This is a genomic window from Herbaspirillum robiniae (genome assembly GCF_002213415.1).
Taxonomy (GTDB): Bacteria; Pseudomonadota; Gammaproteobacteria; order Burkholderiales; family Burkholderiaceae_D; genus Herbaspirillum; species Herbaspirillum robiniae.
In genome coordinates, this window is the sequence record NZ_NJGU01000005.1 from 293,320 (window position 1) to 307,275 (window position 13,956).

Sequence of the window (13,956 nt, forward strand, 5' to 3'; positions counted from 1 at the left end):
CGGGCAGTTACGCCATTCCGGATCCGGCCTGCGGTTGCGCCGCTTGCCGGCATCGCTGCCCCGCTGCGTTGCGAGGCGTGATGCATGAGCCGCCAGGTTGAGGATGCAAGAGCCATCCGACGGAACTAAAGCCCTATAGTATAGCACAGATAAGGCCCTTTTCTTCCCGATCAAGTCGCCAACGACGCCTATCGGGCGGGTAAATAACAGCAATTTGCGCCGCTTTACCGTTTCCGCCGATTTCCGACCATTTCCCGCATCCTCCGGGACCGGCCGCCGCCTTCATGCCGCGCCAGCCCGCCCCGTCCTTCCTGATGCGCCGCCCTCCGACAGGACGGCGCAGTGATCATCCCGCCATCGCCGCGCCGGGCTGGCGCTTGAGCACTTCCTTGCTCTGCATCAGCTCACGGTAGCGGTTGCGCTCCTCCTCGGTACGGAGATTGGAGGCCACCAGGACCTGCATCTCCTCCTCGATCGCGCGAATCTTGCTCTGGCGTATGGCGCCGGCCATTTCGGCGCGCACCACGTCGAATTCGGATTCCGACTCGGACGCGATCTCGGCGATCATCGAATCGAACTCGGGCCCGGCCTCGCGCAGGTGCTCGACCAGGCTGGCGAAATTGGCCTGCTCGCCCATGCTTTGCGCCGCGCCCACCAGGAAGCTCAGCATCTCGGCGCGGTCCGGCGCGATGCTGGCGACCGCCTGCAGCGCTTCGGCGTCAAGATCCGCGGACAGCTGCGGATGAGCCACCAGCAGCCGCATGATCTGCCGCTCCAGACCGGCCGGCGCGGTGCGCTTGGCGCGCGGCGGCGCGGCCCTGAGGCGCGCGACCGGCTTTTCCAGTTCGAATAATGCTTCGATCTCGGCCGGGGTTGACTGCGTGGCCTGCGCCACGCTGCGCACGATCTGCAATCGCAGCGAAGAAGCCGGCAAGGCCTGCAGCATCGGCTTGGCCGCGAACTGCGCGTGCGCGCGACCCTCGGGCGTGCGCAGGTCGTTCTCGCCGATGATCTCGCGCAGCAGGAACTGCGACAGCGGCAGCGCTTCGCGGATCTGCTCCTCGAACGCCGGCGCGCCCATTTCGCGCACATAGCTGTCGGGGTCGTGCTCCTTGGGCAGGAACAGGAACTTGATGGTCTTGTTGTCCGAGGCGTGCGGCAGGCAGGCCTCCAGCGCGCGGCGCGCGGCGCGGCGGCCGGCGTTGTCGCCGTCGAAGCTGAAGATCACCTGGTCGGTCTGGCGCAGCAGCTTTTGCACATGCACCGGCGTGCAGGCTGTGCCCAGCGTGGCCACGGCCTGCGGGAAGCCCAGCTGCGCCAGCGCCACCACGTCCATGTAACCTTCGGTCACCAGCGCGTAACCGGCCTCACGGATCGCCTGTCGCGCTTCGAACAGCCCGTACAGCTCGCTACCCTTCTGAAATAACGGCGTTTCCGGCGAGTTCAAGTACTTGGGCTCGCCGCCGTCCATCACGCGACCGCCGAAACCGATGACCTGGCCCTTGGTATTGCGGATGGGGAACATCACGCGGCCGCGGAAACGGTCGTAGCGCTTGCGGCGGCCGCCGGCTCCGCTCTCTTCTTCGCTCTTGTCGATCACCAGGCCTGATTCGACCAGGGCCTCGTTCTCGTACTCCGGAAACACTTCGCGCAGACTGTCCCACTCATCAGGCGAATAGCCGAGCCCGAAACGCGCGGCGATCTCGCCGGTCAGGCCGCGTCCCTTGAGATAACCGATGGCCGGCTGCGCCGAGCGCAGCTGCGCCCGGTAGAAATCGTTGGCGCGCGACATGACGTCGGACAGCGCCATGCTCTTGGCCTGCTTTTCCTGGCGCTGGGCCAGGGGAATGTTGTCTTCGCGCTCGGGCACCACCATGCCCACGCCCTGGGCCAGATCCTTGACGGCCTCCACGAAGCCCATGCCGGAATACTCGATCAGGAAGCTGATCGCGGTGCCGTGCGCGCCGCAGCCGAAGCAGTGATAGAACTGCTTGGTCGGGCTGACGGTGAAGCTGGGGGATTTTTCGTTGTGGAAGGGGCACAGGCCCATGAAGTTGGCGCCGCCCTTCTTCAACTGCACGAAGCGGCCCACCACGTCGACGATGTCGACGCGGTTCAGGAGATCCTGGATGAATGACTGTGGAATCACCTTGGCGAAACAGTCCGGTGCGCGAAAGCGGGAAGACGGATCAGGAAGCCAGCGCGGCCTTGACCAGCGCCGACACCGCGGTCATGTCCGCACGGCCGGCCAGCTTGGGCTTCAACACGCCCATCACCTTGCCCATGTCCTGGGGACCTGCGGCGCCGGTGGCGGCCACGGCGGCCTGCACTTCGGCCTTGATTTCGTCTTCCGACAGGCCTGCAGGCATGTAGGCTTCCAGCACGACCAGCTCGGCCTTCTCAATGTCGGCCAGGTCCTGGCGACCACCGGCTTCGAACTGGGAAATGGAATCCTTGCGCTGCTTGACCATCTTGTCGATGATGGCCAGCACCAGGGCGTCGGTCAGCTCGACGCGCTCATCAACTTCCTTTTGCTTCATCGCGGCCGTCAGCAGACGGATGGTGCCCAGCTTGCCGGTGTCCTTGGCGCGCATGGCGGCCTTCATGTCTTCCGTGATTTGCTCTTTCAAACCCATTAGGTGCTCCGAAGATGAGGTGGATGTCGTTCTGGCGTGCCGCCGGCGCCTTCGCCCGCCATGGCCGGACAAGCGGCAAAGCGGCAGGACGGCGCGGCGACAATACAGGAATGCCGATGTTGCCGATCCTTAAGATCGTAGAACATAGATGTGCTTATCGCCAGTACCTCGCTTGCCCCCGCTTGATACATATGCGGCCGCGCCCCGGAAAATCCAGGCGGGGCGGCGCAGACATCCCGGCGCCGGCAAAAACGATTTCGACGAAAATGCGAAAACCCGCTGCGGACCAACACCGGAGCGGGTTTGCACATCAGCCGCACGAGCGCGCGGCGAGAAATTCTTAGTACAGCTTCTTCGGCAGCTGTTGGCTGCGGATGCGCTTGTAGTGACGCTTCACAGCAGCGGCCAGCTTGCGCTTGCGCTCAGCGGTCGGCTTTTCATAAAACTCGCGTGCGCGCAGTTCGGTCAGCAGACCAGTCTTTTCAATGGTGCGCTTGAAGCGGCGCATTGCGACTTCGAACGGCTCGTTTTCTTTAACACGAATAGTGGTCATTTAATTCAAACCAAAAAGGTTAGGCTGGATTAGCAAAGAAAGCGATTCTATCAGACCGAAGCCCCGATTGGAAGGCCAAACGTAGCATTTTTTCCACCGGACGTCAAAAATCCGGATAAAAATCAATCGCTTAGCGAGGACAAGCTGAGACACTCCATGAACTGCCGTCGAATTCTTGTCAGACAGCCAATCCCGCCGCCACGCCGGAAGCCCAGGCCCACTGGAAATTATAGCCGCCCAGCCAGCCGGTGACGTCGACCGCCTCGCCGATGAAGTGCAGGCCCGGCGCCTTGGTCGCCATCATGGTCTGCTGCGACAGCTCGCGCGTATCCACGCCGCCCAGCGTCACTTCGGCCTTGCGGTAGCCTTCCGAACCGCTGGGCAGGATCACCCAGCGGTTGAGCGAATCGCCCAGCCGGCGCAGGGACTTGTCGGGCATGTCGGCGATGCGCGCGCCGGCGTCGACGCCGTTGACCTTGAGCCAGCCCTCGGCCAGCCGCCCCGGCAGCCATTGCGCCAGCAGGTTGCCGAGGTTCTTCTTCAGCGTGCCCTTGCCCTCGATCAGGGCCTCGGCCACATCCAGTTCCGGCACCAGGTTCAGGGTCAGCGGCGTGCTCAGCTTCCAGTAGCTAGAGATCTGCAGGATGGCCGGGCCGGACAGGCCGCGGTGGGTAAACAGCAGGTCTTCCAGGAAATGGCCGCGCTCCTTCTTCTGGCCGGTCTCGACTGCCACCGGCAGCGCCAGCCCGGCCAGCTCGGTGAAAGGCTCCCAATGCCTGCCGTCGAAGGTCAGCGGCACCAGGCCGGGATTGGTGGCCACCAGCTTCAGGTCGAACTGGCGCGCGACGCGGTAGGCGAAGTCGGTGGCGCCGATCTTGGGGATGGACAGGCCGCCGGTGGCGATCACCACGCTGGAGGCCAGTATCTCGCCGGCGGCGGTGTCGATGCGAAACAGCTCGCCGCTCTTGCCGATCGACTCCACGGCGCAAGGCATGCGCCAGGCGACGTTGCCGGCATCGCACTCGGCCTTGAGCATGGCGATGATGTCTTCCGACGAATCGTCGCAGAACAGCTGGCCCTTGTGCTTCTCGTGGAAGGCAATGCGATGGCGCTTGACCAGGGCGATGAAATCCTGCGGCGTATAGCGCGACAAGGCGCTGCGGCAGAAATGCGGATTCTGGGACAGATAGTTCTGCGGCCCGGCGCCGACGTTGGTGAAGTTGCAGCGCCCGCCGCCGGAGATGCGGATCTTTTCGGCCAGCTTGGCCGCATGATCGATCAGCACCACCCGCCGCCCGCGCTGGCCGGCCACGGCCGCGCACATCATGCCGGCGGCGCCGGCGCCGATCACGGCTACATCGAATTGCTGTTGGGTGCTGCTCATCATTCCTCCGGCTGACATCTCGGATGCGGCCCGAGCGCGCGTCAAAAGCGCGATTGCAAAGCCGTGATTGTCCGCGATTCGACCGCACAAGGCAAAAACACGTGTGCGGCTGTGGAAAAGACAAAGGCCGGCATCTCTCGATGCCGGCCCCTGCCCTCTCGCCTTGCCCGGACACGCGCTCTGCAATCGCGCGCCCGGTGCGGGCAAGACCTACTGGAAATACGGCGGCGGCTCCACGCCCATCCACAGCTCGGAAGACAGCCGCATCATGTCGTTGAGCGAACCGCGCTGGGCGAACATCTGGCGCAGCCAGCCGGCGTCGGACAGGCGGTCATGCGCGATGCGGCGCAGGCGCTGCACGGTCTGCTGCTCCGCCTCGTTCTGCACATAGGGTTCCAGCAGTTGCAGTTGCTGCAGCAGGTGCTCGAAGATGGGCAGCTTGCGCGACTCCGACGGCGTGGCGCCGTGCAGCGCCAGCATTCCGTTCAAGCCGAAGCGGCTGGCCTCGAAGCGGTTGTACTGGTAGAGCAGGTAGAAATCGTCGCCGATCACGAACGGACGCTCGGTCAGCACCCAGCGCGCCAGCAGCTGCGCGTAGGCGCCCAGGTGGGCGGCGTGCTCGATGGTCAGCGGCGTGTCGCAGACGCGGATTTCCACGGTGCCGTACTCGGGCTTGGGACGGATGTCCCAGTAGAAGTCCTTCATGCTGGCGACGATGCCCATCTGGATCAGCTCGTCGTAATAGGTCTCGAACTCGGCCCAGCGCGTATGCACCGGCGCCGTGCCCGACAGCGGAAAGGCGCGCACCACGTTGCTGCGCGAGGAATCGAACTTGGTGTCGGCGCCCTGGTAGAACGGCGAGGCCGCCGACAGCGCGATGAAATGCGGCACGTAACGCGAGAAGGCGTGCGTCAGGTACAGCGCGTCGTCGCCATTGGGCACGCCGATGTGGATATGCTGGCCGAACACGGTGAAGGTCTTGGCCAGGTAGCCGTACTTCTCGTGCAGGTAGTGGAAACGCTCGCTGGGCGTGATGCGCTGCTCGTTCCAGTGCTGGAACGGATGCGCGCCGCCGCCGGAGACGTCGATGTTCAGATATTGCGCGCCCTTGTTGAGCGCGGCGCGCAGGCCCTTGAGCTCTTCGATCAGTTCGTCCACGCGGGTGTGGATGCCGGAGTTGAGCTCGATCATACCCTGCGTCATCTCCAGCTTGATCTGCTTTTGCAGATCGCGCGGCTCGATCCAGTTCAGCAGGTCGACCGCATCGCTGGCCAGGTTGTAGTTGCGGCGGTTGACCAGCTGCAGCTCAAGCTCGATGCCCATGGTGAAAGGCGTCGACGAGCTGAACGGCAGGATGCCGGCGCTGGTCTGCGGACCGGCCGCGTGCTCTTGCGGCGCAGCCGCAGCCGTGGCTGCGCCCTCCGCGTCGTTTCGGATCAGTGTCTCGGTATTCATTCGCGTCCACTCTCTCCAGATTTGATCAGCGCAAACTGAGTCGCCACCGGGCCCAGGAACTCCAGCACGATCAGCGTGCCCGCCAACAGCGGCAGCACGTTGGCCGTGGTGTGCGGGTACAACGACGACACCGTCTGCATCAATCCCACGCCCACTTCGGTCATGGGCAGGGTTCCCAATGTCAGCAGCCCGGCCTGGCGCCAGTTCATGCGCGCGAAACGCGCGAACAGGAAGACCCCGCAAGCCATCGCCAGGAACCGCGCGGCGATCAGGATCAGCACCGAGAAGCCGAGGATGGTCAGGTCCGACAGGCGCATCGATGCGCCCACGGTGACGAACAGCATCACCACGAACAATTCGTTGGCGACGCCGAACTCCAGCTCCATCAAATCGAACTGGCGATCCAGGTTCTTCGACAGGATGGCGAAGATCAGCATGGTCAGCATCACCGGCAAATGCAGCGCATGCGCCACGCCGATGGCCAGCGCGATCACCGAGATCACCAGCACGAACTGCGAACTGCTCTCGCGCCCCAGCAGCCGCGCCAGCGGCATCATCAGCCAATAGGTCAGGTAGGCCAGCACGGCCGAGCCGACCAGCGAATACAGCGTGTGCTGGATCAGCGTCCAGACCGGCGTGCCGGCCTCATGGGCGATCACCGGCAGCAGCGCGTAGGCGGCCAGCACGGCGACGAAGTTGTTCAGCGCGGTCATGGCCGCCAGGCGACGCGTGACCTGGCCCTCGGCCTTCAGGTCGCGGAGCACCACCAGCACCACCGCCGGCGCGGTGGCAATCGCCATCACGCCGCCCAGCAGGGCCATCACCGGATCGGTGCCGAACCACGTGAGCGCGGCGCTGACGAAGCCGAAGCACAATACCGCCGACGTGGCGACCGTGATCAGCAGCCATTTTTCACGGCGCAGCCAGCCGATGTCGACATAGCGCCCGAGCTGGTAGACCACCAGCGCGACGGCGATGTCGGCAAAGACGTTGGTGACCTTGAGTACTTCACCTGACAGCAGGTTGAGGCCGCCGGCGCCGAGCACGAAACCCACCAGCAGATAGCCGGTGATGCGCGGCACCCAGGGCGACTTGGAAACTACGTAACCCGCGATCAGCCCGAACAGCAACAAGCCGCCGAATACCAGCAAGGCATTCCATTGCAGCGACTGTGCGAGGGTGAAAGACGGAAGAGCCCACTCCATATCTCCTCCTGAGAACAATGATTCGGATTGTTGAAACCGCGCCGCATCGCATGGACAGGACCACACTGCATGCACTGCGCGGATCGCGAGAGCGCCGGTAAGCCGTTCGACGTGTCGATGGATGCTTGCCCGATGATGTCGGTGCTGGCTGATGGAGCCTAGCCGATGATGCTGCTCGTCGCGATGATCTTTTTTATATTACAACGGAATAATTGATTTTCTTCGTTTGATGTTTTTCGGTTTGAAGTTTATCCGCTGCGCATGCAGTCCGGGATCAAGAGTTTTGGTGCCTCATTGTTCCCAGAAGCGGCCATCGGCGGTAATCAGAGCAGACCTGATTCGCTTGTCAGAAAACACCGACAGCAGCGCCGCGCGATAGCCCGCCAGTTGCGCCGCGTAGTCGGCGCGCTCGCTGTCCAGCAGGCGCCGCTTGTAATCGAGGATCCACACTTCATCGTCGAAGCTGACCACGCGATCGCAGCGCAGCACGCCGCCAGGCGTGACGACTTCCATCTCGTTGCGCGACCAGCGGTGCAGCGCGGGATTGAAGAAGCGCTCCAGTTCCGGTTGCGCGAACACGTGCAGCGCCTGCGCGTGCACCACCTGCGCCATCTCCGCCGAGATCCCCAGCCAGCGCACCAGGGCCGCTGCTTGCGGCACCTGCGGCGGCCATTGCGGCGACCACGTTACGCGCTCCAGCAGCGCATGCAGCGCCACGCCTTCGTCGATGGCGGCGCTGCCGGCCAGCGTTCCGTCTTCGCCGACGGCGATGGGGGCGTCGTCTTCGTCATCGAACGCGGCGCCGAAGAGAGACGGCGGCACCGGGCGCGGATCGAACAGCGCCAGCGCGAAGCCCTGCGCCGCTTGCGCCGCGCCGGCTTCAGCCACCGCTTCCGCGGCGATCTCGCGCACCGGCGCGTCGCCGGCGAACAGGCGCTGGTACCAGCTGCCCTCCTGCACGCCGCCCTCGCCCGCGCCGCGCGTGCCGGCCACGCCCGACACCAGCAGCAGTTGCTTGGCGCGCGTGACGGCGACGTAGAGCAGGTTCCAGTCCTCCTGCAGGCGGAAGCCTTCCTCGGCGTCGAACAGGTGCTCGCGCGCGAGTCCGCGCTCGCTGCGGCGACCGAAGGCCGAGAAATGCGTGGGCGCGTCCTCGTCCTGCGGCCACTCGCACAGGATGCCGACGTTGTCGTCCACCGAGTCGCTGTGGTTGGCGTCGAGGATGGCCACCACCGGCGCCTCCAGGCCTTTGGCGCTGTGCACGGTAAGGATGCGCACGGCGTCGGCCGCGGCATCGACGCTGGCCTCGTCGGGCGCGTCGCCGCCGGCGCTGCGCTGCAGTATGCGCAAGGCATCGATGAATTTGGGCAGGCTGGGATAACGGCCCGCGTCCATGTTCAGCGACAGTTCGACGAAGGCCGCGATGTTGCCCAGCGTCTGGCTGCGCGTGAGCGGCGAGGCATTCTGCGCATAGCGCGCCACCAGCTCGCCCTGGTGCAGGATCATGTCCAGCAGGTCGTGCACCGGCAAATGCGGCGCGGCCTGCAGCCAGCGTTCCAGCAGATTGACCGCGCGCACCATGCCGGCGGAGGCGACGCCCTCGCGCTGCATGGCCTGCATGCGCCACCACCAGTGACCGGCGCCGCCCTGCGCGTCGTTGCGCGAGGCGATCTGGATCAGGTCGTCGTCGGACGCGCCCACGATCGGGCTCTTCAGCACATGCGCCAGCGCGCGCGTGTCGTTGGGCGTGATCAAGAACGTCAGCAGCGCGATCAGGTCGGCGATCTCCAGCGACTCCAGCAGGCCGCCGCGCTTGTCGGAGACGAAGGGAATGCCGGCCGAGCGCAACGCGCTCTCGTAGGCGGCCAGGTGCGTGCGCTTCCTGACCAGCAGCATGACGTCGCTCCAGCGCATGGCGCGCGTTCCCTTGCCCTCGGCCACCGGCACCTCGCGGAAGGCCTTGATCAGGGCCTGCGCCAGCGCCTCGCCTTCAAGGCGGCGGCGCGCGTCTTCTTCCTCTTCGCGCGGGTTGGTCAGCGGATTGCGCCAGGCGATGACCGTTTCAGGCTCATCGGCTGCGTCCTCCTGCGGCTGTTCTTCCGGCTCGGCCTCGGCGACCTTTGCCAGCGGCAACCGCCACACCTCGCCGCCTTGCATGCCCAGCGTGGTCTGCGCGGCGAACAGCGGATTGCCGCCTTGCAGGAAGGAGCGGTTCAATACCTCCACCACCGCGCTGGCATTGCGGCGGGTCTGGTTGGCGCGCAGGACGGCGGCGCCCTGGGCGCGCAGCAACTCGCGCGCGGCCACGAACACGCGCGGCTCGGCGCGGCGGAAGCGATAGATCGACTGCTTGGGGTCGCCCACCACGAACACGCTGGGCTGCGAAGCGTCGTCGCCATAGGCGCGCAGCCAGGAGCGCACGATGCTCCATTGCAGCGGATTGGTGTCCTGGAACTCGTCCAGCAGGATGTGCTTGTAACGCGCGTCCAGGCGGGTCTGCAGATAGGCGGCGCTGGATTCGTCGTTGAGCAGGCGGTAGGCCTGCCATTCGAGGTCGGCGAAGTCGAACACTCGCTGCTCCGACTTCACCTCCTGATAGAAATCGAGATAGGCGCGCCCGGCGGAGAACAGCGCGCGGTTCAGCTGCACCACCAACTTTTCCTTGCTGCGCAGCTGCAGCGCCCTGAGCGCCTCGCCGACGGCATTGAATTGCGCCTCGAAGGTTTCCAGCGCGGCGTCGTCGCTGTCGGCGCCGAACTGCTTCACCAGCGCGGCAACCAGCGACTTGACCTTGCCGTTCTTGCGCGGCTTGTCCTTGTCGTCGAAGAACTGGGTGTACAGCGCCTCGAAATTCTCCAGCCCGGCGCCGGCCGTCAACGCGCTCTCGATGGCCACGGCGCGCGCCTTGTTGGCGGCGCCGCCCTGCCCCAGCAGTACCGCCAGCAGCGATGCGCGTTCGCACAGTTCGCGCGTTTCCCACAGCGACAGCCGCGCGTCCAGGCGTGCGTCGTCGCCGCACATCTGCTCCAGCCACAGTAGCGGCGTGGGCATGTCGACCTGGTCGGCGTCGTCGCCGTCATCCTGGGTCGCGGCCCACCATTCGGCGCGCTTGTCGATGAAAGCATCGAGCAGGTTGCGGGCGTTGAAGTCGCCGGCCAGGTCGTACAGCTCGAGCAGCGCCGCCTTCGCGCCTTCGCCCTTGGGCGTGCGCAGGCCTTGCATGAAACGGCGATAGGCTTCGTCCAGCAGCTCGCCGTTCTTCTCGGTCAGCGAATAGCCGTGCGGCACGCCCGCGGCCAGCGGCGCGATCTGCAGCAGTCGCGCGAACCAGCTGTGGAAGGTATCGATCGACAGGCTTTGCTCCGACGACAGGATGCGCTCGTACAAGCCGCGCGCCGCCGGCATCAGCCGCGCCAGGTCGGCCTCGGCCACGCCGCGCTCGCGCAGCAGCGCCGCCGCGTGGGCGTCGTCGGCCAGCGCCAGCTCATGCAGCAGCTCCATCAGGCGCTCGCGCATTTCCTGCGCCGCCTTGCGGGTGAAGGTGATGGCCAGCAGTTCGGATGCCTGCGCGCCCGACAGCAGCAGGCGCAGCATGCGCGCCACCAGCAGCCAGGTCTTGCCGCTGCCGGCGCAGGCCTCGACCACCACCGAATGGCGCGGATCGCAGGCCGCGCGCGTGAACACGGCGGCGTCGACGGGCTCGCCGTCGACCTCGTAGGCGGCCGGTTTCTTATTCTCGCTCACAGCCACGCTCCCTTGCGGCACAACCCGCGCATGTCGCAGTACTGGCATACCGTTTCGATGCCGTTGGCGGGCAAGGCGGCGCCATGCGCCACGGCTTGCATGGTGGTCGATATCTGCTGTTTCAGCATCTGCTGTTTGCGGCTGAATTCGGGGGCGGCGGCGTCGCCGATCTTCTTGTCGGCGCCCAGCTCCAGCGCGACGTAGTGGGCGGCGTCGATGCGACTGTCGGCCAGCAGGCCGTAGAAGGCCAGCTGGTGATCGTCCTCATCCTTCACCTTCTGCTTCAGGCTGACGGCGGCGCGCGTCTTGTAGTCGAGCAGCGCGCGTTCGCCGGCCTCATTCTGGTCGATGCGGTCGAGACGGCCGTAGAGTTCGATCGCGCCGTCGTCCCAGGCCAGCATGCTTGACTGCGCCTCCTCGCCGATCACGAAACGCCAGCCCTGTGCCTCGCGCTCGTTGGCCCACAAGAGGTAGGCGGGGATCACCTTCTGCCAGCGCGCGTAGTAGGAAAGCGCCGCCGGATGCTGGTTCATGGCGCGGTTGAAGACCTCGGCGGAGACCTCTTCCAGCAGCGCGGCGCGCGCGCCTTGCGGCGTGTCGCGGTCGCGCACGGTCTCGTGGTAGCGCGTCAGAATCTCATGCAGCCAGCTGCCGTAGTCGCGCTTCTCGGGCATGTCGGAGAGCTCGTCCATCACCGCCACGCGCAGCATGCGCTGGGCGAAGAATTGATAAGGGCAGGCCAGGAAACTGCCGAACGAACTCGACGACAGCTTGCCCGGCAGCAGCGCCGGCGCGACCGGCGCCGGCATGACCGAAGGCGCGGCCTGCAGCGTCTTCTCGGGCGGCGGCGCGCTGATCTCGCGTAGCGGCGGCAAGCCGTCCTGCGCCAGCTTCAGTTCCAGCCGCTGCACCCAGGGACTGACCGGATTGGGCTCGCCGTCCTGCCGGGTCTGCCAGCACAGCACGACCTCGTCGTTGACGCACAGCAGCTCGGTCAGGTCGCGCAATTGCTGGCGCTGGCGCGAGGCGCGCGTGGCGAGGTTCAGTTCGCGCCGCACGGCGTTGGAGAAGAACAGGGTTTCCTGCGGCGGCGAGGGCAGGTGCGCGGCGTCGGCGCCGATCACCAGCACCGCGTCGAACCGGCGCAGGCGCGCGCCGTTCAGCGGCAGCATCACCACCCGGCGGTCGCTGATGGGCGGCATGTACGAGGTCGCGTCGAGTCGCAGGTTGAGCAATGCGCGCCACTCCGGGAAGGAAAATTCGTCCTGCAGTCCGCCGCCCTGCTCGGCGGCGATCTCGTCGAGCAGCAGCAGGCATTGTTCGCCGGCCACGTCAGCGCGCAGCGCGGCTTCCATATCCAGCGCCGCAAACATCGCGCGCTCGGCGCGGCACCACGCCGCCAGCGTCTTGCGGCCGGTGAACTGGGCGGCCTGGCGCGCCAGCGTGACGATGCATGCCAGGTCGCCGCTGTCGGCGGCGTCGGCGAAGGCGTTCTGCAAGGCGCTCCAGTCGCCGGCGATGTTGGCGCGGCGCAGCCTGGCTTCGACCCGCATCACGCGGTCGGCCCGGGCTTCGTCGCCGGCGAAGACGAAGGGCGACTTCAGCAGATCCAGCAGCGCGCCGGTCTCGCCGCGCGCCGATACCAGTTCGTTCCATGCCGCCAGCGCGGCGGCGGCGCGCGTGGTGGAAAGCTTCCATCCGGTTTCGTCGGCCACGGCCACCTGGGCGCGCTCCAGCAGCGCCCGCAGGCGACGCGCCGTCACCCGGTCCTGCGCCACCACGGCGATCTCGCTCTTGCCCTGCTCCAGCCAGCGCAGCACGATCTGCGCGCTTTGCACGGCGGCGTTTTCCAGGTCGCCGGCCGGGCACAGCGCGGGCATGGCAAGGGCGGGGATGGCGGCGCTTTCTGCGTTCTCCGTGTTTTCCGGCGGCGGCGTATCGTCGTCCTGCGCCAGCTCGGACCAGGCGCCGAGATACACCGGATGCAGCGGCGCGATCGCTGCCCGGCTCCAGTCCAGCGTGACCACCCGCACCGGCTGGCGCTCGGCCCATGCGGCCAGGAAGGCGGCGTCCAGCGGCTCGGGCGCGGTGGGGCTGACCCAGATCAGCGGCATGGCGGCGTCCGCCGCCAGCGCCAGCATGGCGTCGAAGCGCTGGGCGATGCGGTCGCTGGCGTCCAGTTGCCCTTTCCATACCTGCCATACCAGTTGCGCCTCGTCGGAGAGCATGCCGTGCGCCGAGGGTTCGAGCTGTTCCAGCAGTTGCGCCAGCGCCTGGCGCCAGCGGTCGTCGGCGGCATCGGCGTTGGCCCGGATCTCGGGCAGCAGCGCCATGGTGAGCTCATCGGAGAGCGCCAGCAGCGTGTGCGCCAGCGGCAGCAGGTCGGCGTTGCGGCGCGCGGAAAACATTTTCTTGAGCCAGCCGTGCTCGCGCAGCTGGGCGTACAGCTGCATCAGCCGTTCGCTCTCGGGCGGCGCGGACTGTTCGACGGGCGGCTGCATGGCCAGCAGGCCCGAGGGCGTGTTGATGCGCGGCGCCAGGTAAGGCCGGCGCAGCTCGCGCGCCAGCGCGGCCTTGAAATTCTGCGCGTGCGAGAACGCCGGCACCAGCAGCTGGCAACCCGAGAGGTCGAGCGCGCCGCCCTGCCCGGCCAGCGCGTCGCCCAGCGGCTGTCCCTCCCTCAGCAGCAGGCGCACGGCCTGTTGCCAGAAATCGGGAGACGGCGGAATCGGGACGGTTGCTAGAGGCATGCGGCTTTCTATATATAAGAGGGCGCGCCGGCAGGACGCGGCGGCGATTGTATTTTTCTCTCGGCCCGACAGATTTTTTCAATCGTCGCGGCCGGCACACTGCTGCGCATTGTAATGCCAGCGCGCCCCACCCGCTGCGCCCGGCCACGGCAGGGCGGCCGCAAAGCCGCTAGCAGCCTGCGCCGGGGCCTGCCGCCGATGCTGATGATGGCTCGCAACAACAGCGCCG

Annotated in this window: 8 protein-coding genes; all 8 read right to left on the minus strand. The window is 66.4% G+C overall.

All coding sequences use genetic code 11. From position 1 onward, the window contains the following. Nucleotides 1-346: 346 nt before the first annotated feature. The 8 genes from dnaG to CEJ42_RS10705 all read right to left on the minus strand — a co-directional run bounded on the left by dnaG (nucleotide 347) and on the right by CEJ42_RS10705 (nucleotide 13,727). The gene (dnaG, locus tag CEJ42_RS10670; RefSeq protein WP_079216608.1) at nucleotides 347-2,149 is read right to left on the minus strand and encodes a DNA primase; all 1,803 of its coding nucleotides are present in this window, start codon (nucleotides 2,147-2,149) and stop codon (nucleotides 347-349) included. A 40-nt stretch (nucleotides 2,150-2,189) separates the two neighbouring features. Continuing rightward, nucleotides 2,190-2,636 carry a GatB/YqeY domain-containing protein gene (locus CEJ42_RS10675; RefSeq protein ID WP_079216610.1) on the minus strand — a complete coding sequence of 149 codons (447 nt, stop codon included), beginning with the start codon at nucleotides 2,634-2,636 and terminating at the stop codon, nucleotides 2,190-2,192. Between the two features lie 340 nt (nucleotides 2,637-2,976). After that, nucleotides 2,977-3,189, minus strand: a complete 213-nt coding sequence (gene rpsU / locus CEJ42_RS10680) for a 30S ribosomal protein S21 (protein ID WP_006462949.1) — start codon at nucleotides 3,187-3,189, stop codon at nucleotides 2,977-2,979. Between the two features lie 178 nt (nucleotides 3,190-3,367). Continuing rightward, nucleotides 3,368-4,573 carry a BaiN/RdsA family NAD(P)/FAD-dependent oxidoreductase gene (locus tag CEJ42_RS10685; RefSeq protein ID WP_088751030.1) on the minus strand — a complete coding sequence of 402 codons (1,206 nt, stop codon included), beginning with the start codon at nucleotides 4,571-4,573 and terminating at the stop codon, nucleotides 3,368-3,370. Between the two features lie 210 nt (nucleotides 4,574-4,783). Then, complete coding sequence (locus CEJ42_RS10690) at nucleotides 4,784-6,028, minus strand: YbdK family carboxylate-amine ligase (RefSeq protein WP_237772539.1); 1,245 nt, start codon at nucleotides 6,026-6,028, stop codon at nucleotides 4,784-4,786. Further along, entirely contained in the window at nucleotides 6,025-7,233 is a 1,209-nt protein-coding gene (locus CEJ42_RS10695; protein WP_079216614.1) for a cation:proton antiporter, read from the minus strand. Before CEJ42_RS10695 ends, CEJ42_RS10690 begins: the two co-directional genes overlap by 4 nt. A 291-nt stretch (nucleotides 7,234-7,524) precedes the next feature. Further along, nucleotides 7,525-11,025 (minus strand): UvrD-helicase domain-containing protein, encoded by a 3,501-nt coding sequence (locus tag CEJ42_RS10700; RefSeq protein WP_207760414.1) that lies wholly within the window; start codon nucleotides 11,023-11,025, stop codon nucleotides 7,525-7,527. Next, a complete protein-coding gene (locus CEJ42_RS10705; protein WP_088751034.1) occupies nucleotides 10,974-13,727 on the minus strand; it encodes a PD-(D/E)XK nuclease family protein in 2,754 nt (917 codons plus the stop codon). Before CEJ42_RS10705 ends, CEJ42_RS10700 begins: the two co-directional genes overlap by 52 nt. Nucleotides 13,728-13,956 lie beyond the last annotated feature (229 nt).